The organism is Aurantibacter sp. UH7 (assembly GCF_056839165.1).
Genome location: NZ_CM166388.1, coordinates 2,698,016 through 2,720,549 on the forward strand (window position 1 = coordinate 2,698,016; position 22,534 = coordinate 2,720,549).

Annotated in this window: 25 protein-coding genes; 21 read left to right on the plus strand and 4 right to left on the minus strand. The window is 34.0% G+C overall.

Translation table 11 applies throughout. The features are described 5' to 3' along the window. Nucleotides 1-107: 107 nt before the first annotated feature. The 20 genes from gcvH to tsaB all read left to right on the plus strand — a co-directional run bounded on the left by gcvH (nucleotide 108) and on the right by tsaB (nucleotide 17,613). On the plus strand, nucleotides 108-488 hold the full coding sequence (gene gcvH, locus UH7x_RS11295) for a glycine cleavage system protein GcvH (protein WP_482360040.1): 381 nt from the start codon (nucleotides 108-110) through the stop codon (nucleotides 486-488). Beyond that, nucleotides 481-897 carry a VanZ family protein gene (locus tag UH7x_RS11300; protein ID WP_482360041.1) on the plus strand — a complete coding sequence of 139 codons (417 nt, stop codon included), beginning with the start codon at nucleotides 481-483 and terminating at the stop codon, nucleotides 895-897. Before gcvH ends, UH7x_RS11300 begins: the two co-directional genes overlap by 8 nt. A gap of 68 nt (nucleotides 898-965) precedes the next feature. Further along, complete coding sequence (locus UH7x_RS11305) at nucleotides 966-1,670, plus strand: energy transducer TonB (RefSeq protein WP_482360042.1); 705 nt, start codon at nucleotides 966-968, stop codon at nucleotides 1,668-1,670. Nucleotides 1,671-1,866: 196 nt separating this feature from the next. Continuing rightward, on the plus strand, nucleotides 1,867-2,778 hold the full coding sequence (gene cyoE / locus UH7x_RS11310; RefSeq protein ID WP_482360043.1) for a heme o synthase: 912 nt from the start codon (nucleotides 1,867-1,869) through the stop codon (nucleotides 2,776-2,778). 10 nt (nucleotides 2,779-2,788) lie between these two features. Continuing rightward, the gene (locus tag UH7x_RS11315) at nucleotides 2,789-3,376 is read left to right on the plus strand and encodes a cytochrome c oxidase subunit 3 (RefSeq protein ID WP_482360044.1); all 588 of its coding nucleotides are present in this window, start codon (nucleotides 2,789-2,791) and stop codon (nucleotides 3,374-3,376) included. A 217-nt stretch (nucleotides 3,377-3,593) separates the two neighbouring features. Next, nucleotides 3,594-4,580: a cytochrome c oxidase subunit 3 gene (locus tag UH7x_RS11320; RefSeq protein ID WP_482360045.1), complete on the plus strand. Its 987-nt coding sequence runs from the start codon at nucleotides 3,594-3,596 to the stop codon at nucleotides 4,578-4,580. 50 nt (nucleotides 4,581-4,630) lie between these two features. Next, nucleotides 4,631-5,014, plus strand: coding sequence for a cytochrome C oxidase subunit IV family protein (locus UH7x_RS11325; RefSeq protein ID WP_482360046.1), 384 nt, complete (start codon nucleotides 4,631-4,633; stop codon nucleotides 5,012-5,014). Between the two features lie 87 nt (nucleotides 5,015-5,101). Then, nucleotides 5,102-5,734, plus strand: a complete 633-nt coding sequence (locus UH7x_RS11330; protein WP_482360047.1) for a hypothetical protein — start codon at nucleotides 5,102-5,104, stop codon at nucleotides 5,732-5,734. Then, entirely contained in the window at nucleotides 5,731-6,459 is a 729-nt protein-coding gene (locus UH7x_RS11335) for an SCO family protein (RefSeq protein ID WP_482360048.1), read from the plus strand. The genes UH7x_RS11330 and UH7x_RS11335 overlap by 4 nt, the downstream gene beginning before the upstream one ends. A 1-nt stretch (nucleotide 6,460) precedes the next feature. Then, nucleotides 6,461-6,991, plus strand: a complete 531-nt coding sequence (locus UH7x_RS11340) for a DUF420 domain-containing protein (protein ID WP_482360049.1) — start codon at nucleotides 6,461-6,463, stop codon at nucleotides 6,989-6,991. Between the two features lie 106 nt (nucleotides 6,992-7,097). Further along, complete coding sequence (locus tag UH7x_RS11345; RefSeq protein WP_482363599.1) at nucleotides 7,098-7,280, plus strand: hypothetical protein; 183 nt, start codon at nucleotides 7,098-7,100, stop codon at nucleotides 7,278-7,280. 115 nt (nucleotides 7,281-7,395) lie between these two features. Then, entirely contained in the window at nucleotides 7,396-8,643 is a 1,248-nt protein-coding gene (locus UH7x_RS11350) for an ABC transporter permease (protein ID WP_482360050.1), read from the plus strand. Nucleotides 8,644-8,652: 9 nt separating this feature from the next. Continuing rightward, nucleotides 8,653-9,909 (plus strand): ABC transporter permease, encoded by a 1,257-nt coding sequence (locus UH7x_RS11355; protein WP_482360051.1) that lies wholly within the window; start codon nucleotides 8,653-8,655, stop codon nucleotides 9,907-9,909. Between the two features lie 30 nt (nucleotides 9,910-9,939). After that, nucleotides 9,940-11,052, plus strand: a complete 1,113-nt coding sequence (locus tag UH7x_RS11360) for an efflux RND transporter periplasmic adaptor subunit (protein WP_482360052.1) — start codon at nucleotides 9,940-9,942, stop codon at nucleotides 11,050-11,052. Between the two features lie 99 nt (nucleotides 11,053-11,151). After that, on the plus strand, nucleotides 11,152-11,853 hold the full coding sequence (locus UH7x_RS11365) for an ABC transporter ATP-binding protein (protein ID WP_482360053.1): 702 nt from the start codon (nucleotides 11,152-11,154) through the stop codon (nucleotides 11,851-11,853). Beyond that, nucleotides 11,846-13,075: an ABC transporter permease gene (locus tag UH7x_RS11370; protein WP_482360054.1), complete on the plus strand. Its 1,230-nt coding sequence runs from the start codon at nucleotides 11,846-11,848 to the stop codon at nucleotides 13,073-13,075. Before UH7x_RS11365 ends, UH7x_RS11370 begins: the two co-directional genes overlap by 8 nt. A gap of 1 nt (nucleotide 13,076) precedes the next feature. Continuing rightward, complete coding sequence (locus tag UH7x_RS11375) at nucleotides 13,077-14,333, plus strand: ABC transporter permease (protein WP_482360055.1); 1,257 nt, start codon at nucleotides 13,077-13,079, stop codon at nucleotides 14,331-14,333. Nucleotides 14,334-14,351: 18 nt separating this feature from the next. Further along, nucleotides 14,352-15,470, plus strand: coding sequence for an efflux RND transporter periplasmic adaptor subunit (locus UH7x_RS11380; RefSeq protein ID WP_482360056.1), 1,119 nt, complete (start codon nucleotides 14,352-14,354; stop codon nucleotides 15,468-15,470). Nucleotides 15,471-15,501: 31 nt separating this feature from the next. Further along, nucleotides 15,502-16,851, plus strand: coding sequence for a TolC family protein (locus UH7x_RS11385; RefSeq protein WP_482360057.1), 1,350 nt, complete (start codon nucleotides 15,502-15,504; stop codon nucleotides 16,849-16,851). A gap of 81 nt (nucleotides 16,852-16,932) precedes the next feature. Beyond that, nucleotides 16,933-17,613, plus strand: a complete 681-nt coding sequence (tsaB, locus tag UH7x_RS11390) for a tRNA (adenosine(37)-N6)-threonylcarbamoyltransferase complex dimerization subunit type 1 TsaB (protein WP_482360058.1) — start codon at nucleotides 16,933-16,935, stop codon at nucleotides 17,611-17,613. Here the strand turns inward: tsaB and UH7x_RS11395 are convergent. The 3 genes from UH7x_RS11395 to UH7x_RS11405 all read right to left on the minus strand — a co-directional run bounded on the left by UH7x_RS11395 (nucleotide 17,610) and on the right by UH7x_RS11405 (nucleotide 19,949). Next, on the minus strand, nucleotides 17,610-18,431 hold the full coding sequence (locus UH7x_RS11395) for a mechanosensitive ion channel family protein (RefSeq protein ID WP_482360059.1): 822 nt from the start codon (nucleotides 18,429-18,431) through the stop codon (nucleotides 17,610-17,612). The two genes, tsaB and UH7x_RS11395, sit on opposite strands and share 4 nt — an antisense overlap. Before the next feature lie 345 nt (nucleotides 18,432-18,776). After that, nucleotides 18,777-18,977, minus strand: a complete 201-nt coding sequence (locus tag UH7x_RS11400; RefSeq protein ID WP_482360060.1) for a dodecin family protein — start codon at nucleotides 18,975-18,977, stop codon at nucleotides 18,777-18,779. A gap of 69 nt (nucleotides 18,978-19,046) precedes the next feature. Beyond that, nucleotides 19,047-19,949 (minus strand): NifU family protein, encoded by a 903-nt coding sequence (locus tag UH7x_RS11405; protein ID WP_482360061.1) that lies wholly within the window; start codon nucleotides 19,947-19,949, stop codon nucleotides 19,047-19,049. Nucleotides 19,950-20,231: 282 nt separating this feature from the next. On the opposite strand from UH7x_RS11405, the gene UH7x_RS11410 reads away from it, so the two are divergent. Beyond that, a complete protein-coding gene (locus tag UH7x_RS11410; protein ID WP_482360062.1) occupies nucleotides 20,232-21,242 on the plus strand; it encodes a PorP/SprF family type IX secretion system membrane protein in 1,011 nt (336 codons plus the stop codon). Between the two features lie 88 nt (nucleotides 21,243-21,330). Here UH7x_RS11410 and UH7x_RS11415 read toward each other — a convergent pair whose 3' ends face one another. Continuing rightward, entirely contained in the window at nucleotides 21,331-22,509 is a 1,179-nt protein-coding gene (locus UH7x_RS11415; protein ID WP_482360063.1) for a vWA domain-containing protein, read from the minus strand. Nucleotides 22,510-22,534 lie beyond the last annotated feature (25 nt).

Genomic DNA, 22,534 nt, shown 5'->3' on the forward strand with positions numbered 1-22,534 from the left:
GATTTAAAAATCAAGTTCAATAAAGTTGAATTCGAATAACTACTAACGTACTTTTTTGTTGAATACCTATGTAGAATCCTTTACATTTGTTTCAAACAAAAATTACGATGAATATACCCTCTGAACTAAAGTATACAAAAGACCACGAATGGGTCAAAATAGACGGCGATGTGGCAACGGTTGGTATTACCGATTTTGCACAAAGCGAATTAGGTGATATTGTATATGTAGAAGTTGAGACTTTAGATGAAACCTTAGATCGCGAAGAAGTTTTTGGTACAGTAGAGGCTGTGAAAACTGTTTCTGATTTATTTCAACCTTTAAGTGGTGAAATTGTTGCTTTCAATGAGTCTTTAGAAGATGAGCCAGAAAAAGTAAATTCTGACCCATATGGAGAAGGATGGATGGTTAAAATTAAGATCAGCAATCCTTCTGAAGTAGAAGATTTGATGAGCGCTGAAGCATACAAAGAATTAATTGGTGCCTAAAAAGCCATTTTTTACTATTGCTTTTTTAAGCTGGTTAGTCTTTGTAACCTATTCTAGCTTATCTTCATTTTCTGGTGTTGATACTAGTTCTTTTAGCTTTAATATTCCGAATGCCGATAAAATAGTACATTTTATATTTTACTTTAATGTAGCTTTTTTGGGTGTTTTTTTTCTGAGAGAGCATAAAAAATGGGACATAAAGTTGAAATACGCACTTATGTTAATGTTTTGTTTTGCAGTAATTTATGGTATAATTATTGAGGTAATACAATACAGTTTTACAGAGAATAGAGAAGGTGATGTGTTAGATGGATTAGCCAATAGTTTTGGTGGTTTTATCGGTGTTTTAGCATGTAAATACATGTTTTCGAATAGTGGTTTTATGCAATGGAGAGATAAACAAATTTAAATAGCTCTTATTAATTTTTGCATAAATCGAATTATTAATTAAATTAGCGAATACTAAATTCAATAGAAATGGAACCAAAAAAGAACCCGCAAGCAGACTTGACTAGAAATAGTAGTTTGTATTTTGTTATAGGCTTAGCCGTTGTAATGTTGATTACATGGAGAGCTTTGGAATGGAAGACTTATGAAGAAACAAATGAGTATGACATTTCTATGAATGTTGATGATGATTTGGATGAAGAGGTTCCAATGACTGAGCAAATTAAAACTCCACCACCACCACCACCACCAGCAGCACCCGAAATTATTGAGGTTGTCGAAGATGAGGTTGAGGTTGAAGAAACAGTTATTGAGTCTACAGAAACTAGTCAGGAAGAAGAAATTGTTGAAGTAGAAGATGTAGAAGTTGAAGAAATCGAGGAAGATGTAGATGTTCCTTTTGCAGTAATTGAAGATGTTCCAATTTTTCCAGGTTGTGAAGGTGAGTCAGATAAAAGAGCTTGTTTTCAAAAAATGATGCAGAAGCATATTGGAAAAAACTTCCGTTACCCAGAAATTGCTCAAGAAATGGGTGTTCAAGGTAGAGTAAGTGTAATGTTTACAATACAAAAAGATGGTAGCATTGGTAATGTTAGAATGCGTGGACCAGATAAAAATTTAGAGAAAGAAGCAGCTAGAATTATTGGTAAGCTTCCTAAAATGACCCCTGGTAAGCAGAGAGGGCGTGCAGTACGTGTTCCATTTAGTATTCCAATTACCTTTAAATTACAGTAGATTATAGGGCCTAAGGCAGATATAACTAAATAATATTTATAAACCCTGATGTTAATTCATCGGGGTTTATTTTTTAAAATACTTATTATGTTTTTAAGGGGTTTATTTTCTTAATCAAATAGTTAGCGATAAACATTTGTAATTGGTTGCAAAAAATTCAATAGGGCCGTATCTTTGCGTCTACTAAAAAATGAAGATGAAGACTGCGGTCAAAACGGCAAAAACGAACTCAATATCGTTGGTTTTTTCCGATTTTAAAGAGATTACCAAAGCGCGACTAGCTGTTAGTGTTGTCTTTTCATCTATTGCAGGATATTTTTTAGGAGCTGAAGTAATTGAAATTAATTCGATTTTGCTCTTAGCTTTTGGCGGTTATTGTATGGTTGGGGCTTCAAATGCTTATAATCAAATTATTGAAAAAGATCTAGATGCTTTAATGAGTCGGACTAAAAATCGACCCATACCTGCAGGCCGGATGTCAGTTAATAAAGCCCTAGTGATTGCTGTATTACTTACGGCAATTGGCATTGTTTCATTATATATATTGAATCCGAAAACTGCGATGTTTGGTGCGATTTCAATTTTTCTATACACCAGTTTGTATACGCCTCTAAAAACTAAGACACCATTGTCTGTTTTTGTTGGCGCTTTTCCTGGGGCAATTCCATTTATGCTAGGTTGGGTAGCAGCTACCAACGAATTCGGAATAGAGCCAGGCACGCTGTTCATGATTCAGTTTTTTTGGCAATTCCCACATTTTTGGGCATTAGCTTGGATGCTAGATGATGATTATAAAAAAGGTGGCTTTAAAATGTTGCCGACAGGTAAAAAGGATACAGGAACAGCTTTGCAGATAGTAATGTATACCATTTGGATGATTATTATTTCAATTGTACCTGTTTTAGGTATTACGGGTAGGTTGCAATTGTCTATTGTTGCTGCAGTAATTATATTCGTAATGGGCTTGGTTATGTTGTTTTTTGCTTTGCAATTATATAATAAACGTGATAATATATCAGCACGAAAATTAATGTTAGCAAGTGTTAGTTATATAACCTTAATGCAAATAGTGTATGTGGCTGATAAATATATGAGTCCATTATTTTAAAATAATAGAAGTGGGAAAAGATGTAACATTGTTGAGTTTAAAAGAGAAAAACAATAGAGCTAAAAAAATGATGCTCTGGTTTGGGTTGGCGAGTCTTTTAATGGTTTTTGCTGGGCTTACAAGTGCCTATATTGTTAGTAGTTCACGAGATGATTGGTCTGCAGAACTAGAATTGCCTACAATGTTTTATATAAGTGCAATCGTTATTGTTGTAAGTAGCGTTACCTATATAATGGCGAAAAAAGCAATTGAGGTAAATAAACCTAAGGCGAGTTTGTATTGGTTGTTATTAACATTGGGCTTGGGAATTCTTTTTATCATAATGCAGTTTAATGGTTTTGCACAATTGGTTTCTCATGGTGATTATTTCACAGGGCCTTCAAGTACAATAAAATCATCATATATATATGTGTTGGCAGGTGCTCACATTGTACATGTTGTAGCGGGTATTATTTCACTTTTAGTGGTTTTGTATAATCATGTGAAAGGCAAATACACTGCTTCTGAATATTTAGGATTGTCTTTGGGTGCTACGTTTTGGCATTTTTTAGATTTACTATGGATTTATTTAGTGGTATTTATGACTTTTGTAAAGTAAATTATAGCGCATCTCGAATAATAAATGAGGAGTTCAATAGTTTATGCTACAAGGTGTTTAATGGCTAATATTTCAATAAAAACAAATAATTAAAACAAAAGAGTAGCAAACACATCAAAAAAAATACTATTTATTTGAGTTTAAATGGGAATTAAAATTTCAAATAAATGAAAAAGATGTAAATTTGCGAACAAATAATTGACCAGATACGTTTTATATGGATTCTACGGTAACAACGGGTACGAATGAAAAAGTTTGGGGAGGCGGAAACCAACCTCTCAATGCCAGCTATGGTAAATTGATGATGTGGTTTTTTCTCGTTTCTGATGCCCTTACATTTTCAGGATTTTTAGCAGCATACGGCTTTTCAAGGTTTAAGTTTATTGAAAGTTGGCCAATTGCCGATGAAGTTTTTACGCATATTCCATTTTTCCATGGAAATTTCCCAATGTACTACGTTGCTTTTATGACGTTTATATTGATTATGTCTTCTGTAACAATGGTATTGGCTGTTGATGCGGGTCATAAAATGAAAAAGAATTCAGTAATCTGGTATTTGTTTTTAACAGTTATTGGAGGTGCAATATTTGTTGGTTCTCAAGCTTGGGAATGGGCTACTTTTATTAACGGTGATCATGGAGCCGTTGAAACAAGAAGCGGCCGTATTTTGCAATTTGTAAATGCTGATACTGGTGAGCGAGCATCTTTAGATGATTTCGCGAAAACATTGCCATCTTCTAGAGCGCAACACGAGAATAAAAACGGATTGTGGTTTACAGATGAAGGTTATATGCCTAGCTATAGTTTAGCTGAAGTTGAGGCTGGTTTAAAGGAACATTCGAACATTGTTATTCGCACCGAAGACATTCATCAAGAAGGTGAGCATATGGGGCACAAAACAGTGCTTTCACGTGAAGCATCTTTAGAAAAAATAAAAGATGGTAAATATGTTGTTGAAGGAGCTAATCTTATTCACAACGAATACGGTAATAGATTGTTTGCCGATTTCTTTTTCTTTATAACAGGTTTTCATGGTTTCCACGTATTCTCGGGGGTTATTTTTAATTTAATCATATTCTTTAATGTGATTTTAGGAACTTACGAGAAAAGAGGTCATTATGAAATGGTAGAGAAAGTTGGTCTATACTGGCACTTTGTAGATTTAGTATGGGTGTTTGTATTTACATTCTTTTATCTGGTATAATTTTTATCATCGTTCCAAATCTGTGGAACATTATTTAATAGTATTGAAACATGGCACACGCACATAAATTAGAAATTTTTAGAGGTTTAGTTAAGTTCAAATCTAATACACAAAAGATTTGGGGTGTACTTGTATTTTTATCAATTATTACAGCGATAGAAGTAGCATTGGGTATAGCTAAGCCAGAATTTTTAACTCATAACTATGTTTTGGGTATGAAAGTTCTGAATTGGATTTTTATCATACTTACATTAGTAAAGGCATATTACATTACTTGGGATTTCATGCACATGCGCGATGAAAAAGCTTCGTTGCGAAGATCAGTAGTGTGGACACCAATATTTTTAGTTGCTTACTTATTATTTATTCTTTTGGTAGAAGCAAATTATATTTATGAGGTGTACCACGATGGATTTATAACTTGGAATTTCTAAGAAATAACATAATATTTCAGAGTATTTTAAGACGGCTATAAGCCGTCTTTTTTTTGCGATGTCGTATCTTTGTCTAATCCATTTATTATGAAAAAGACTTTCGTTTTAGTTAGCTTATTTGTGCTGCCTGTGGTTATTTATTTATTCTTCGCCTCTGGGGTATACAACTTTGGTAAATTGCCTGTTTTAACAGAAGATGTTGCTGCTATACACAATATCAATAAGGAAGTAAGTTTTGACGATAAAATTACTATTCTTGGTTTTTTAGGTAATACTATAGCGAACAAAAAAGGGAATGCGTTTAATTTAAATCAGAAAATTTATAAGCGGTTTTATAAATTCAATGATTTTCAATTTGTGATGGTAGTTCCGAATGGTTCTGAAGAAAAGGTTGAAGCATTAAAAAAAGAATTAGGCAATCTCGTAGATATAAAAAAATGGAATTTTGTTTTTTCTGAAGAAGAAGAAATAAAAAAGCTATTCAATAGTCTTAAAACAAATCTTGAATTGGAAGATGATTTGGGTTCACCATTTGTTTTTATAATTGATAAAGATGGTAATCTTCGAGGTAGAGATGATGACGAAGACGAAGGGACTAAATACGGTTTTAACACTACTTCTGTAGCAGATTTGAATAATAAGATGGAAGATGATGTTAAAATTATTTTAGCAGAATACAGAATGGCTTTAAAGAAAAATAACGCTGAAAGAAACAAATGAAACAGAACAAGTATAGTTACGTTTGGGTTTCGTTAGTGGTATTAGTGTTTGGTATCATTTTTATTCCAAGAATAGTAGACCGTGTAAAAGAAGGTACTGTTGTGAAATCGGACCGAATGAATGTCAAAAGTGGCGATGAAGAACTAGCATATATTACTTTAAATGGTCAAAAGCGCCGTGTTCCTGAATTCACATTTTTAAATCAAGATAGTTTAATAGTAACCGATAAAGATTATTTAGGCAAAGTTTATTTGGTAGAGTTCTTTTTTACTACTTGCCCTTCTATTTGTCCTGTTATGACCAAGAATCTAGTGGCCTTACAAGACGAATTTAAAGACGAAGAAAATTTTGGAGTTGCTTCCTTTAGCATTAACCCTAGATACGATACACCAACCGTTCTAAAAGCATATGCCGAAAAATATGGTATCACCGATTTAGATTGGCATTTAATGACTGGTGAGCACAATGCTATTTATGATTTAGCAAATTCGGGTTTTAACATTTTTGCAGCCGAGGCTTCTAATGCACCTGGTGGTTTTGAACATTCTGGTTTGTTTGCTTTGGTCGATAAAAGAGGTTATTTACGCTCTAGAATGGATAAGTTTGGAAATCCAATTATCTATTACCGAGGAATGATTGCTGAAGAAAATGGTGAAAACCTAGCGGGGGAAACCGAGCAAATTTCAATATTACGAACCGATATTAAGAAGTTACTAGAAGAGTAAAATGGATTCATTAGCGCAAAAAGAAAAGAAATTTAATAGGTTAATTACTATAATCTCTATTGTAGTACCTGTTGTAGTTGCTCTTTTATTTAAAGTAAAAATACCTAATGTTGCTCCTTTAAATTTTCTTCCACCGATATATGCCACTGTAAATGGAATTACTGCTGTATTATTAGTTATAGCAGTATGGGCAATTAAAAACGGAAAAAGAGAATTACATCAAAAATTGATGACAACTTGTATCGCATTATCACTTGCATTTTTAGTGATGTATATTGCATATCATATGACGTCAGAGTCTACCTCTTTTGGAGGTGCAGGTGCAATTAAATATCTCTATTTGTTTATTTTGATTTCGCATATCATCCTTTCAATAGTAATAATCCCTCTTGTACTTAAAACCTATGCAAGAGCATATTTAAAGAAATTTGAGCAACATAGAAAATTAGCAAGAATTACGTTTCCTATTTGGTTGTATGTAGCAGTAACAGGTGTAATCGTTTACATTATGATATCTCCTTATTATGTTTAGGCAAAAAGTAAATAGAAATAAATTCGCATCAATTTTTAAAGATGATGGACCATTAAAAATGGAACAAATGTTTCAAGGTAAAAGGTTAGCTTATTTATTATCAATTATGCTCTTAATGTTTTCACAGATGTCTCAAGCCCAATGTGCAATGTGTAGGGCGGTATTGGAGAGTGAGGAGAATATTGCAATTGCTGAAGGAGTTAATAATGGAATAGTTTATTTAATGGCCATTCCTTATATATTAGTAGGTATTCTTTTTTACTTCGTATATCGAAAGATGACATCTTAACATCCTTGATTTGTACTTTAACATTATTTTATATTTCAAACTGTAACAAAGTTCTTTTGTGGTAGTCTTAATGTAATACAACTGTATTTCATTTCAACCAACCTAAAATTAACTTATGTTCGATATCGAACGCTGGCAAGAGATTTTTGATACCATACGTAAAAACAAACTACGTACATTTCTTACAGGTATTTCAGTTGCTTCAGGAATCTTCATTTTAGTAATTCTTCTCGGGTTTGGTCAAGGCATGCAGAATGGTATTGCGAAAGAATTTGAAGGCGACGCTGGTAATTTAATTGGTGTTTGGACACAGGTTACCACAAAAGAATATAAAGGCTTAAACCCAGGAAGACGAATTCAATTGCGTCGTGAAAACTACGACATGCTTGAAAAGCTATATGATGATAAGTTAGAGTATAAATCGCCGCAATACAGAGTTTTCAATACATCCGTAAATTATGGTAAAGAATCAGGCGCCTATATGGTATGGGGTACATCACCAGATTTTCAACAAATAGAAAATGCATCCATGTCATATGGTCGTTTCTTAAATTATTATGATGAGCAACAAAAATCTAAAGTTGTAGTCATCAGTAATAAGATTCATCGCGAACTGATGAATAGTGTTGAAAACCCAATAGGCAAACAATTAGAAATAGATGATTTAAGTTTTAAAGTAATCGGTGTTTATAGTGATGCTGGCGGAGAACGAGAAGAAGAAAAGATTTTTATGCCAGTAACTACTTCTCAGGTTGTTTTTAATGGGGGAGATAGTATAAACATGGTGTTTTTTACTTTAAAGCCAGCAGAAACTTTTGAGCAATCTTTGGCAGATTCAGAGAAGTTTTCTGCAGAGATGAAAAGTTACCTTCAACAAGCGCATACTGTTGCCCCAGATGATGCAAGTGCAATTAATACATTCAATACATTAGAACGCGTACAGCGTTTTCATAATTTAAATTATGGGATAAAAATGTTTTTCTGGTTTGTGGGTATTTGTACAATTATCGCCGGTATAGTAGGTGTAAGTAACATTATGTTGATTATCGTAAAAGAACGAACCAGAGAGATTGGAATACGGAAAGCTTTAGGTGCAAAGCCATGGTCAATAATTGTTATGATTCTACATGAAGCTGTATTCGTAACTGCAGTTTCTGGTTTTGCGGGATTAATATTGAGTATGGGCTTGTTAGAAATTGTAGGTCCGAATGTAAAAGTCGATTACATATTAAATCCTTCAATAAATTTTAGTGTAGCCATAACAACAGTTTTCCTTTTAATTGTGGCTGGTGCTGTAGCAGGTTTTTTTCCTGCATGGCGTGCTGCTAGTATTAAACCAATTGAAGCACTAAGAGACGAATAAAAAAAAATTATGTTTAATCAAGATCGTTGGAAGGAGATATTGCAAGTACTAACCACAAACTGGTTTAGAACTATCTTAACTGCGTTTGGAGTTTTCTGGGGAATCTTCATACTCATACTTTTGTTGTCTGCAGGAAAAGGGCTTGAGAATGGCATACGTTCTAATTTTGGTGACATTGCAACAAATACAATGTTTACATGGACACAGAAAGCAACTAAGGCTTATAAAGGGTTGCCTAAAGATAGAATTTATTATTATAAGACAGACGATGTCCCGGCCTTATGGAATAATATTGATGGTTTGCGTTTTGTGTCTCCAAGAAATCAATCTGGTGGTTTTAATGATGGTGGTAATGTAGTGCGAGGTTTAAAAACTGGGGCATTCAGCATTTATGGTGATTATCCTGAGATTATTAAGCAACAACCTATGGATATTACTTCTGGTAGGTTTATCAATCAATTAGATATTGAACAAAAGCGAAAAGTGGCTATTATAGGTGTTGATGTTCGCAATAGTTTATATGAGAAAGATGAAGAGGTTTTAGGTACATACATTAAAATTAATAATGTCAATTTTATGGTTATTGGCACATATAAAAAGAGTGAAAATAATGGCGGAGGCCAAGCTCAAAAGGAAATTTATACGCCCTTCACCACTTTCTCGCAGGTTTTTAATCGTGGTAATGATATTGGATGGATGGCTATTACAGCTGTTGACGGAACACCAATTACAGACATTAAAGAACAAATATTTGCACTTTTAAAAGAACGACACCGTATTCATCCTGATGACGCTAGGGCTATTGGACATTTCGATTTATTCGAAGAGTTTAGTCGTGTTCAACGTCTGTTCGGGGCTTTACGATTTATTGGATACTTTGTTGGTATTCTGGTACTCCTTTCTGGGGTAATTGGGGTAAGTAACATTATGCTAATCGTTGTTAAAGAAAGAACCAAGGAAATTGGTATTCGTAGGGCCTTAGGTGAAAGTCCATGGTCTATTAAAAAACAGATTTTAATGGAATCTATTTTCTTGACTATAATTTCTGGCATGGCAGGTATAGTAATGGGTGCCTTAACTATTTATGGAGTCAATTACATTTTAGATTCAAACGGGCCGGTGCCGATGTTTGTAAATCCAAGTGTGAACCTTGGAGTAGTAACAGTAGCATTATTAATATTAATAGTTACGGGCTTATTTGCAGGTTTTATTCCTGCAAATAGTGCGATAAAAGTAAGGCCGATAGAGGCTTTACGGACAGAATAAAAATTCATCAATCAATCAAACTAACAAAAAATGAAAAAGAGAATAACAGTAATCATTTTATTGACCATAATAATAGCCTTTGGAGCAGCTATGTATTATTTATATCAAAAGAATGCTGAAGACCCTGTAGTTTACGAAACCGAACAAGCATCAAAGGAAACTATTGTTAGAAAAACAGTCGCAACAGGAAGTATATTGCCATTAGAAGAAGTGTTAATTAAACCTAATATTTCTGGAGTTATTGAAGAAATTTATGTTGAAGGAGGTGATTATGTGAAATCTGGTGATTTATTAGCTAAGATTAAAGTTGTGCCTAATTTAAGTGCATTGAACGATGCAAGAAACAATATTGATGCAGCTAAAATAGCTTTAGATGATCAAAAGAGAAATTTAGATCGTCAAAAGACTTTATTTAATAAAGGTGTTATTTCAAAAGTAGATATGGAGCAGGCTGAAGTTGGATTTAATCAGTCTAAACAATCGTATGGGGCTGCTCGAAAACGCTTTGATATTGTAAAAACAGGAACTACGTCTGGTTTAAGTGGCTCAGCTAACACGCTAATTAAATCAACGGTAACAGGTATGGTTTTAGAAGTGCCAGTAGAAGTTGGCAACCAAGTAATTGAGAGTAATACATTTAATGAGGGTACTACAATTGCCGCTATTGCAGATGTAGAAAAAATGATTTTTGAAGGTAAGGTTGATGAATCTGAGGTGGGTAAAATAAAAGAAGATTTACCATTAGAAATTACAGTTGGGGCTATTGAAAATACTGTTTTTGACGCTGTTTTGGATTATATAGCGCCGAAGGGTAATGTAGAAAATGGAGCTATTCAATTTGAAATTAAAGGTACATTGAAAAAAAGTGATACTACTTTCATACGTGCTGGTTTAAGTGCAAATGCATCCATTATTTTAGGCAAGGTAGATAGCGTGCTCGCAGTAAAGGAAGCGCTGGTGCAATTTGACTCTACTACAAAAGCACCATTTGTTGAAGTCGCTACCGGTGATCAAGAATTCGAAAGACGTGATGTTGTACTTGGTATTAGTGACGGAATACATGTGGAAGTAAAATCAGGAATAAACTTAGAAGACGAAATTAAGGTTTGGAATGCCTTAAAAAAGGAAGAATTCGGCGGATAATTTTTTTTAACATAAAATTTGTACAAGTTCTTGTAACAATTTTGGAACTTAAATGTCTTATTTACAGGTTATCAATCCAAAACAACTAACACTACCAAAATGATTGAAATTAAAGATCTTCACAAATCTTATAAAATGGGAAGTAACTCGCTTCATGTTTTAAAAGGATTAAATTTTAATATAGATGAAGGAGAACTTGTAGCTATTATGGGCTCTTCTGGATCAGGTAAATCAACCCTTTTGAACATCTTAGGCATGTTAGATGAGCTTGATGAAGGTAGCTATACCTTAGACGGTGTTCCAATAAAGAACCTTAACGAGACAAAAGCTGCGCAATACCGGAATAAATTCTTAGGCTTTATCTTTCAATCCTTCAATCTAATTAATTACAAGACTGCTGTTGAGAATGTAGCACTCCCATTATATTACCAAGGCGTTGGAAGAAAAGAGCGTCAAGAAAAAGCATTAAAATATCTCGAACAAGTAGGCCTTAAAGAATGGGCTGGTCATTTGCCAAGTGAATTGTCTGGTGGTCAAAAACAAAGAGTAGCAATAGCTAGAGCTTTAGCAGCTGAGCCAAAAGTTTTAATGGCTGATGAACCTACAGGAGCTTTAGATAGTACTACTTCGTACGAAGTAATGGATCTTATTCAAAAGATAAATGATAACGGTAATACCATTTTGGTAGTAACACACGAACCCGATATTGCTAACATGTGTAAGCGTATAGTTCATTTAAAAGATGGTGTTATCGTAGAAGATAAAAAAGTAGACCAAGTAAGAGCTTCTCAATATGTTTGATCGCGATATATGGCAAGAAATTTTTCACAGTATCCGAAATAATAAGCTGAGAACTTTTCTCACTGGTTTTTCGGTCGCTTGGGGTATCTTCATATTGGTATTATTACTGGCATCTGTAAACGGCATGCAGAATGGTTTCTACGACCAGTTTAATAATAATGCGAGCAACGCAATTTACATAATGTCTCGTACAACTTCTAAGGCATATGCTGGTTTTGAAAAAGGTAGAAGAATTCAATTTACAAACGATGATGTTGATTATATAAAAGGGAGCTTTAAAGGTAAATATGAATATATTACACCTGTCTTTGAAAGAGGCACCACTGCACGATATAAAAAAGAAACAGGATCATACCGTGTTATGGCTATAAATAGTGATCACGGTTATATTCAAAAGATCAATATTTCGCAAGGTCGCTATATTAATAAAAGTGATGTAGTTGGAGGTGCTAAAGTTGCAGTTATAGGGAAAAAAGTAGCTGCGGATTTATATAAAAAAGAAGATCCACTTGGTAAATTTATTGAGATAAATGGTCTGCCATTCGTGATTGTAGGTGTTTTCGTAAATGATAAAGATGAAGGTGCAGAAAGTATGATTTATACGCCCATCACAACTTATCAAAGAATCTACAGTAATACAAAAGATATAGATCAAATTATGCTCACGTATAATCCAGATTTTAATCTGGACAAAGCACTAGATTTTTCTAATAAAGTTGCAGTACTACTAAAAAGGAGGCATAGAATATCACCTGATGATCAAGCAGGTTTAAGAATATGGAATACAGCAGAGGCTTTTAATAATATTGCGAAGTTTACCGGTGTTCTTCAAATAATGAGTGTTGTTATTGGCTTATTAATTTTGATAGCCGGTATTGTTGGTATTGGCAACATAATGGTCTTTATCATAAAAGAGAGAACTAAGGAAATAGGGATAAGAAAAGCACTAGGAGCGAAGCCGAAGCAAATAATAATGTTGGTTTTATTAGAGTCAGTTTTTATTACCGCTTTATCCGGATTGATAGGTTTATTATTCGCAACTGGTCTATTAGCTTTAGTTGGACCATTAATGGATGCGCCTGCTTTTAAAAATCCGTCGGTAGATATGTCAACTGTAATAATTGCAACAATAGTCTTAGTTGTAGCAGGTATGTTAGCAGGATTAATTCCGGCAATTAAAGCAGCTAGAGTTAAGCCGATTGTAGCTTTAAGCGATAAATAATATGTGGTTATTCGATAGAGATTTATGGACAGAGATACTCAATACATTGAGTCAGAATATGTTTCGCACATTCTTGACAATGTTGGGTGTATTTTTTGCTATGATAATTCTATTACTGCTATTGGGAGCAACTAATGGTATGAGCAATAGTTTTGATGATATATTTAAAGGCACTTCTGGTAATAGTCTATTTATGTGGAGTCAATCAACTTCTGAACCCTATAAAGGATTCGAAAGGGGCCGGCGTATAAAATTCACAACAGATGACGTAGACCTTATTAAAAAGCAAGTTCCAGAAATTGATATAATATCTCCTAGAATACAACTTGGAGGATATAATACTCCAGTGTCGGTATACAGAAACGGTCGTACAAGTGGTTCATCGGTATTGGGTGATTATCCTTTAATCGATGATGTAATGAAAAAGAATATCGTTTCCGGTAGATTTTTGAATAACAAGGATATTGAATACAGTAAAAAAATATGTGTTATTGGGCAGGAAACCTACGAACAACTTTTTGATAAAGGCGAAGATGCAATTGGGCATAGTATTCGTATAAATGGAGTCTTTTTCTCTGTAGTAGGTGTATATAAAAAGAATGAAAACGTAGATATAGATGGAGATAACGCCGTTTTTATTCCCTTTACCACCTGTAAGAAAACTTTTGGTGGCGGAAATGAGATTGGTTTCATGGCAATGACTGTTTATCCAGAATATACAGTGCCACCGATTGAGGCTAAAATTAAAAAATTACTGAAAAATAAATATAGTATTCACCCAGATGATGAACGAGCCATAGGGACTTTTGATATGTCTAGAATTTTTAACAGTGTCGCGGCGTTTACCGGTGTGTTAAATGGTTTTTCATTCTTTGTTGGCATATTCACATTGTTGGCAGGTATAATCGCGGTTAGTAACATTTTACTTATTACGGTAAAAGAACGCACCAAAGAAATAGGAATTCGAAGAGCATTAGGTGCAACGCCTAAAGTGGTTAAAAGACAAATTGTATTGGAAGCTATCTTAATTACAGTATTTGCTGGGCTTCTGGGTTTTACGTTGTCAACAGGAATTTTAGCAATAGCTAATATGGCTTTCGAAGGTATGGAAGCGGTTCCAATTCGGAACGCTATTTTTTCTATACCTCAATTTTTAATTTCATTTACATTATTAGTAGTGCTGAGTATTTTAATCGGTTTAATACCAGCTAACCGAGCGGTTAAAATAAAACCGATTGACGCATTAAGAGAAGAATAAATAAATAATTATCGACCAATGAACAAATATGTAAAATACTCGTTAATCGGCCTTTTGGTCATAGCGGTTTTGTGGGCTACTGCCTATTTTATTAAGCAGAATAGTACTCCAGCTCAACTTTTTGAAACAGCTACTTTGTCAAAAGAAAATATCATCAATAAAGTGGTGGTAACGGGTAAAGTAGTGCCAGAGGATGAGATTAATATTAAACCGCAGATCTCTGGAATTATTGAAAAAATTTATTTAGAAGAAGGTGTTCATGTTAATGCTGGTGATCTTATTGCAAAAATTAAGGTTGTGCCAAATGAGCAATCATTAAATCAGGCTAGAGGTCGTGTAAAAAATGCAGAGATTAATTTAAAAAATACGACTATTGAATACAATAGAAATAAAACCCTATTTGATAAGGGAGTAATCTCTAGTCAAGATTTTAATACACTTCAATTGCAATTCGACCAGGCGAATCAAGAATTGCAAAACGCCCAATCAGATTATCAGATTATTCGAAAAGGTTCTGCTGGTGGTGCGGCGTCGGCCAACACAAATATTAGAGCGACGGTTACAGGAACTATTTTGGAGATTCCAGTTGAGGAAGGGTATCAAGTTATAGAAACAAACAACTTTAATGAAGGAACCACAATTGCGACAATTGCTGATATGTCTAAAATGATTTTTGAAGGTGAAGTTGATGAGGCTGAAGTAGCTAAATTAAAAGTTGGTATGCCGTTGAAGATAGCCTTAGGCGCAATGGAAGATTCTAATTTTGATGCCGATTTACGCTTTGTAGCTCCAAAAGGTACGGAGGTAGATGGTGCCGTTCAATTTAAAATTGAAGGAGATTTAAAGGTTGATGAGGATACGTATATCAGAGCTGGTTATAGTGCAAATGCATCTATTGTTATTGAGCAGAAAGATAGTGTCCTGGCTATTAAGGAAGCATTGCTTCAGTTTGAAAAAGATTCGGAACAACCCTTTGTGGAGATTGAAACGGGTGAGAACGAATACGAAAAAAGAGAACTGGAATTAGGAGTAAGTGATGGAATAAATGTGGAGGTGCTTTCAGGAGTAACAGATAAGGACAAAATTAAAATATGGAATGAGGTCGCAAAAGTAGAAAAAGGACCTAATCGTAATTAACATCATCAATCAAGAATATAAAATCAAAAAAATGAAATTTAAACTATCAACCATACTTATGGTGTTTTCAATAGGCGTAATATTTGCCCAGGAAAAGAAATGGACACTTGAAGAATGTATACAATACGCTGAAGAAAACAACATTTCAATCGCACAATATGAGTTGGATTTAGAAAGTGTTTATATTGACGAATCTGATGCTTTTGGTAACTTTCTACCTGATGCAAATGCACAACTTAGTTCTTCTGCAAACACAGGTCTCTCATTTGATCCAACAAACAACCAGCCCGTAACTACTACTATATTAACAGCTAGTGGTGGAGTGACTTCCACCGTAAGTATTTTTAATGGTATGAGAAATATTAATAGGCTTCGAAGAGCTAAAATGAATTCGTTAGCGAATCAATATCGTTTAGACGGTTTAAAAGATGACATACGTTTAGGAGTAGCTAATGCTTATCTTAACATAATTTCAAATAAAGAAGTGCTAATTACACAAAAAGCACAATATGCAGTAACCGAACAGGATTTAAAAAGAAGCGCAGAACTGGTAGAAGCGGGGGTAGTGCCAAGGGGTGATTTGTTGGAAATTGAAGCTACAGCAGCAGGACTAGAGCAGCAAATTGTAAATACCGAAAACTTAGTTCTAATCTCACGTATTAATTTGGCACAATTATTACAAATAACAGATTATGAGAATTTTGATGTGGCAGAAGTTGAAATAGAAATACCGCCTTCAGAAGTAATAAACAGAACACCTAAAGAGATATTTGCAACGGCACTCACTTTTCGAAATGAAATAAAATTTTCAGAGAGTGGAGTTTCGCTAGCAGAACAAGATTTAAAAATATCTAAGGGAGCATTATTGCCAACATTAGGAGCTTTTTTTAATTACAATACTCGTTATTCTGATCAAGAAAATTTTAATAATATAACTGGTTTACTTCAGCGAGATAGTTTTAAAGATCAGCTATGGTTGAACGATGGTATTTCTTATGGTATACAATTAAACGTTCCTATATTTAATCGGTTTTTAAATAAGAATAATATAAGGCGATCTGAAATTAATGTGCAAAAGGCACAATTACAATTAGAGCAAGATAAATTGGATTTAGAAACTAGTATTAATCAGGCTTACGTTGACGTCAAAAGTTTTGCTAAGGCTTATGAGGCGGCGCAGAAGACTTTAGATGCAACACGATTAGCTTATAATTATTCGAAGGAAAAATTTGACGTGGGTTTAATGAATGCATTTGATTTTAGTCAGGCACAATCTCGAGTAGATAATGCCGAAGCCGATGTGGTTCGGACAAAATATGATTATATTTTCAGACTTAAAGTTTTAGAATTCTACTTTGGAATACCTATAGGCTTAAACTAAAATTAGAAATCTTAAGTATTTGCCTACTAGTTCCAAATGAGAACTAGTAGGTTTTTTTATTAGGTAGTATCTTTGCGGAATATGGCCACAATATTAAATATTGAAACCGCAACAACAAACTGTTCGGTTAGTGTTTCTCATATGGGTAAATTAATTGCCATAAAAGAACACGATACTCCTAATTATTCTCATTCAGAACAACTGCATTTATTTATTGATGAAATAATTAAGGAGGCAAAACTTTCTTTAAATGATATTGATGCTATAGCCGTTAGTAAAGGTCCAGGCTCGTATACGGGCTTGCGAATTGGAGTTTCTGCTGCTAAAGGATTATGTTTTGCTCTAGATGTTCCATTAATTAGTATACCTACTCTAGAAAGTATGGCGCATCAATCTAAAGTAGCTGAAGCTGATTATGTTATTCCACTTTTAGATGCTAGACGAATGGAAGTTTATTCCGAAGTATATGACAAATATTTAAAACTACTGCGTAAAACAAAAGCCGAAATTATTGACACAGATAGTTTTAATGAATATGCGTCTAATGGCAAGGTTTTACTGGTAGGTAGCGGTGCACAAAAATGTAAAGAAGTGCTAGTAAATTCCAATTTCTCCTATGAGCTAAATGTGGTGCCTAGTGCCAAACAAATGTGCATGTTGGCCTACGAGAAATTTATTATTTCAGCCTTTGAAAATGTGGCCTATTTCGAACCTTTTTATTTAAAAGATTTTATCATTCAAAAGCCGAAGCCAAAAAACTAGTTGTTTGTGTGAACAACGCGTTGTGGAAAAGGTATTTCAATACCCTCTGCATCAAAACGATATTTTAATTCTTCAAGTACATGAAAATGCGCTGCCCAAAATACTTCGTTTTTCGCCCAAAACCGTAAAGTTAAATTAACTGAGCTATCACCTAATTCGCCAACATAAACCTCAGGTATTGGTAATTCTAAAATATTTTCATTATCAGCACAAATTTGAAGTAATATGTCTTTAGCCTTCTTAATGTTTGAACTATATCCTATACCAACATCTATTTTATCTCTACGGGTATTTTCAGCATTGTAGTTCACAATATTATTATTACTCAATTGCCCATTTGGGAGTATGGCTACTTGGTTGCCAAAGGTGTTTAATTTGGTGGTAAAAATGGTAATTTCTTTGACGGTGCCATCCACACCTTGCGCAGAAATAAAATCACCTACTTTAAAGGGTTTAAAAAGTAAAATAAGCACTCCTCCTGCGAAGTTAGCTAGGGAGCCCTGTAATGCTAAGCCAATAGCCAAGCCTGCTGCACCGATGATTGCTACTAATGAAGTAGACTTTACGCCAAGCTGTGTAATAACCAAAACAAACAGTATTGCTTTTAAAGCTATTCGAATAAAGCTTTGTAGGAAAGTTTCAAGCGTTTGGTCGTAATCTGCTTTTTCAAAGAATTTAGCCACTAGTTTATTGATGAAGCGCGTAAGCCATATACCAACAAATAAAATTACGAGTGCCAAAATTAAATTTGGTAAAGCCTGCCATAACCAATTAATGGCGTTGTCAATATGTTTTTGATAGTCTGTTAATTCTTCCATTTAAATGTGTAAAATTTATGTTTCGGGGCAACATAGCAAAATTAAGTCCTTAGTTCAAGCACTTACAATTAAACTATTGTTAATATGGGTAGTATTAAATCAATTGGGTTAAAACTTCTTTCGTATGAGTTAAAGGAGGCTTGAATATGCCATCGATGCAAAGGTAAATTAACTCTAGTTTTCAATTCAAAAGGAAGAAGAAAACTTTTAGCTCAATAACTAAAACCTGTAAATTTCAGAAGTGATATTTATTTCAGAAACCGATTGAACAATCTGTTTGTATTTATGAATGCATAAAAAAAGCGCCTAAGCGGCGCCTTTATATTTTTATGGAATAATGCTAAGTTATTTTACTTCAAAAGTAATCTTAACGTTTACACGAAAATTATACATTTTGCCATCTTTTACAGTTGCACTCTGCTCGTTAATATAAACCGATTTTATATTTTTTACAGATTTAGAGGCATGAGCTACTGCATTGTTTGCAGCATCTTCCCAACTTTTGTCTGAATTTGCTAATACTTCAATTACTTTTAATACTGACATGTGTAATGTTTTTAAGTGAATTAGTAAGTTACTAAAATATCAGCTAAAAGCGAAGATTTTAACTAACTATCAGCCATTTAGAGCTACTACCTCATTTACTTTATCACCCATCATATTTTTCAACATGGTTTCAATTCCGTTCTTTAATGTAAATGTTGAAGAAGGGCAGCCACTACAAGCACCTTGTAAAATAACATTAACAGTTTTAGTGTCTTCTTCATACGATTGAAAAAGAATATTACCACCATCACTTGCTACAGCTGGTTTTACATACTCGTCTAAAATTGCAACAATTTGCTGAGAAGTATCATCAAGGTCTGGTACAATAGCTTTAACTTCTTCGGCTTCGGTTTGTTTAATGGCAATTGCATTAGTAGAAACTACTTCATTACCTTCACTTAAATAAGTGCGAATAAATTCACGGAGTTCCATATTAATTTCTTCCCATTCTGCAACATCATATTTTGTAACTGAAACATAGTTTTCATCAAAAAAGACTTGTTTCACATATGGGAAATGAAATAATTTCTTTGCCAATTCCGAATCTTTAGCTTCATCAATATTTTTGAATTCGAAAGTTTCAGGAACTATTTTTCTGTTACAAACAAATTTCATTACCGCCGGATTTGGGGTAACTTCTGCATAGACAGTAGCTGCTATATTTTTAGAAGAATCTTCATCGTTTATAATGGGTTCGCCAGCATTTAAATATTCAACCAACTGCTGCGCAACTTCATCCTTAACGTCATTCCACTCTACTATGTCATAACGTTCTAAACCAATAAAATTACCAGATATATAGACCGTTTTTATAAAGGGAAGGTAGAATAATTGTTGTGCTAAAGGTGACTTTTGAGCATCATCAATATTCTTGAACTCATAGTTTTTACCCTGTGTGAGCATATGATTAGTCTCAAATTTGAGAATAGTAGGGTTGTTTGTTTCGGTAACTGTTATATTAAACTCCTTCATAAGTCTTCTATTTTCTACAAAAATACGTCATTCCTATTATTAAATGATAGCATCATTGGGTAGCTTTCTATGTTTTATCGAAAAAGTATTGTTTTAAACCAATGAATCCTTTTTTGTTGTTAAATTGTACGCTTAACTAAGATATTTCAGAAGTTATTGAGTAAATGGTTAGAATTACTAATAATAGACAGTAATCAAGGTGTTTTTGTGAATAATAATCTTACAATTCAATCGTTATAAATGTATATTCAGCCAGCTTTAACATCCCCACATCTATATTGTATGAAACAGCGATTGTTGCTTTTGTTTGCATTGTTAGCCTTTGTCTTTTCTTCGAAGGCCCAAGAGGGTATCCCGGTTTACTTTGATTATTTAGCGGATAACTACTATTTAGTGTACCCTTCAATGGCAGGTATAAGTCAGGGTGGTAAAATACGTGGTACGGTACGTAAACAATGGTTTAGCGTAGAAGATGCTCCAAATTTACAAACCTTAAATGCTAATTTTAGAATAGGGGAAACCAACAGTGGTGTTGGCGCTATTTTTTATAATGATGCTAATGGATATCATGCACAAACAGGTTTTAAACTTACGTATGCTCATCATTTAAAATTAGGTGGTGATGCACGATATTTAGATCAGTTGTCTTTTGGATTAAGTCCGACATATTTGCAAAGTAGTTTGGATGAGAGTGAATTTCGTTCGGTTGAATTCGACCCAGCAATAGTTGGTAGTAAGATAAGTCAAGGCTATTTTAATTTAGATTTGGGTATTTCGTACAGTAAAATGGAGTTTTATGCGCATTTTGCAGTAATGAACCTTTTAGCTACGGAGCGTAGTTTATACCGTTTTGGAAGGTTAGGTGATGTGCCGGTAATTGATAACTTAAGAAGATATTTGGTCTCAGCGGGATATGTATTTGGTAGGAGCGAATGGCAATTTGAGCCTTCCGTTTTGTTTCAAATGACAGATTTTACAAAGGAAAAAGCTTTAGATATAAATGCTAAAGTGTATAAAGATGTTGATTTTGGAAGAATTTGGGGTGGAGTTTCTTATAGAAGAAGCTTTGATGGAGCTCAATTTCAAAATGGAGCAGATTTTGGTGAGCAAAGATTACAATTGTTTACACCTATTGTAGGAGCCAACATAAAGAATTTTATGGTTTCCTATAATTATTCGTATCAGGCAGGTGATGTTCGTTTTGATAATGGCGGTTTTCATCAAATTACAGTAGGCTATGACTTTGGCCAAGCAGAGAAAAAGTATGATTGTTACTGCCCTGCGGCCAACTAATATTAAAAAAATGGGCCTATTGTATGTTCAACATAGACCCATTCTACACTACACCAATCTACTATTTTTGCAGGATTATAGATAAATTTTAATCGAATTTATAGTCCTTTCTTGCTGCCTGTTTTTTTATAGCTCCCAACATGGCATTTTCTAGTTCGCCCTTTGAATCTTCCTGTTGATTTTTTGAGATGAATAGCTCTCGTTTTTTATTCAGTTCTTGAATTTCATTCTGAATTTGCTTTCGTTCAGACTTCTTTGCTGATAAATAATTCTCGATTTCTTTGGTAGATTTACCCTTTAAATTGTCTGGTAACTCATCTTCTTGAAGATCAGCGATGCTAAATTTGTCATCTTCTACTGCATCCACCATATCCCAACTCGAATTTGAATAAAGTCGTGAACTCTTGCTTACAGCTCTTTTTACTGCAATAGCTTCTTCCATTTCAGCTGCGTTATTGTCCTGTGTAACTTGCATTTTGCTTTTTTGAGCACCTAAATAGCCATAGGAAACATAAGTCTTATTCAATTTTGAATTCAACTTAATTATGATATCATCATAAGGCGTGTCAATATGTACTACTTTTCTATTGTGATCTATTGCAATGTACTCACCTCCTGTTAGCATTGCACCTTGTTTCCATTCTGTATTTATGCCTTGTTCGTAATTTCCGCAGAAAATGGTGTTCACTACAATGTCTTTTTCTTTTGCATCGGTAACCGCATCTTTATAGTTTAGTTTGCCTTGTGTAAAGGGTTCGTTTCCTGCAATGAAAATCATCTTTAAGTTATCAGCATTTTTACCCCATTCTAATTGTTTTAATGAAGTGTTTATTACCGCTCCGCAGTATTCTTCACCGCCATTGGTAGTTAGTGAGAAAAGTTTTTCTGAAATTTCATCGAGATCACTACTAAAATTAAGAACCTGCTGAATATAACCCTCTCGAGAAGAAAGATTGTCATTGCCGTATTGGTACAGAGCAATTTGGAGGTTTGGTCTTGTTTCATTGCCACATTTTGCATGTGTAAATTCATTTACAATATCCCATAATTGAGCTTTAGCCTGATTTATTAGGCCGTCCATGCTGTTGCTTGTATCTAGTAGTAAGGCAATTTTCACTGTGTTGTTTACTTCTTTTATATCGTTAACCACTGCTTGGGCGATTAATGGTTCGGATGAAGCTTTTTTAGTTGTTAATTCGCAACTATAAGCGCTTGTTATTGTTGCCGCTAATAGGCCAATTGCTAAAAATCGTTTTGTATTTTTCATAGTAATTAATTGTATTTATCTCGGG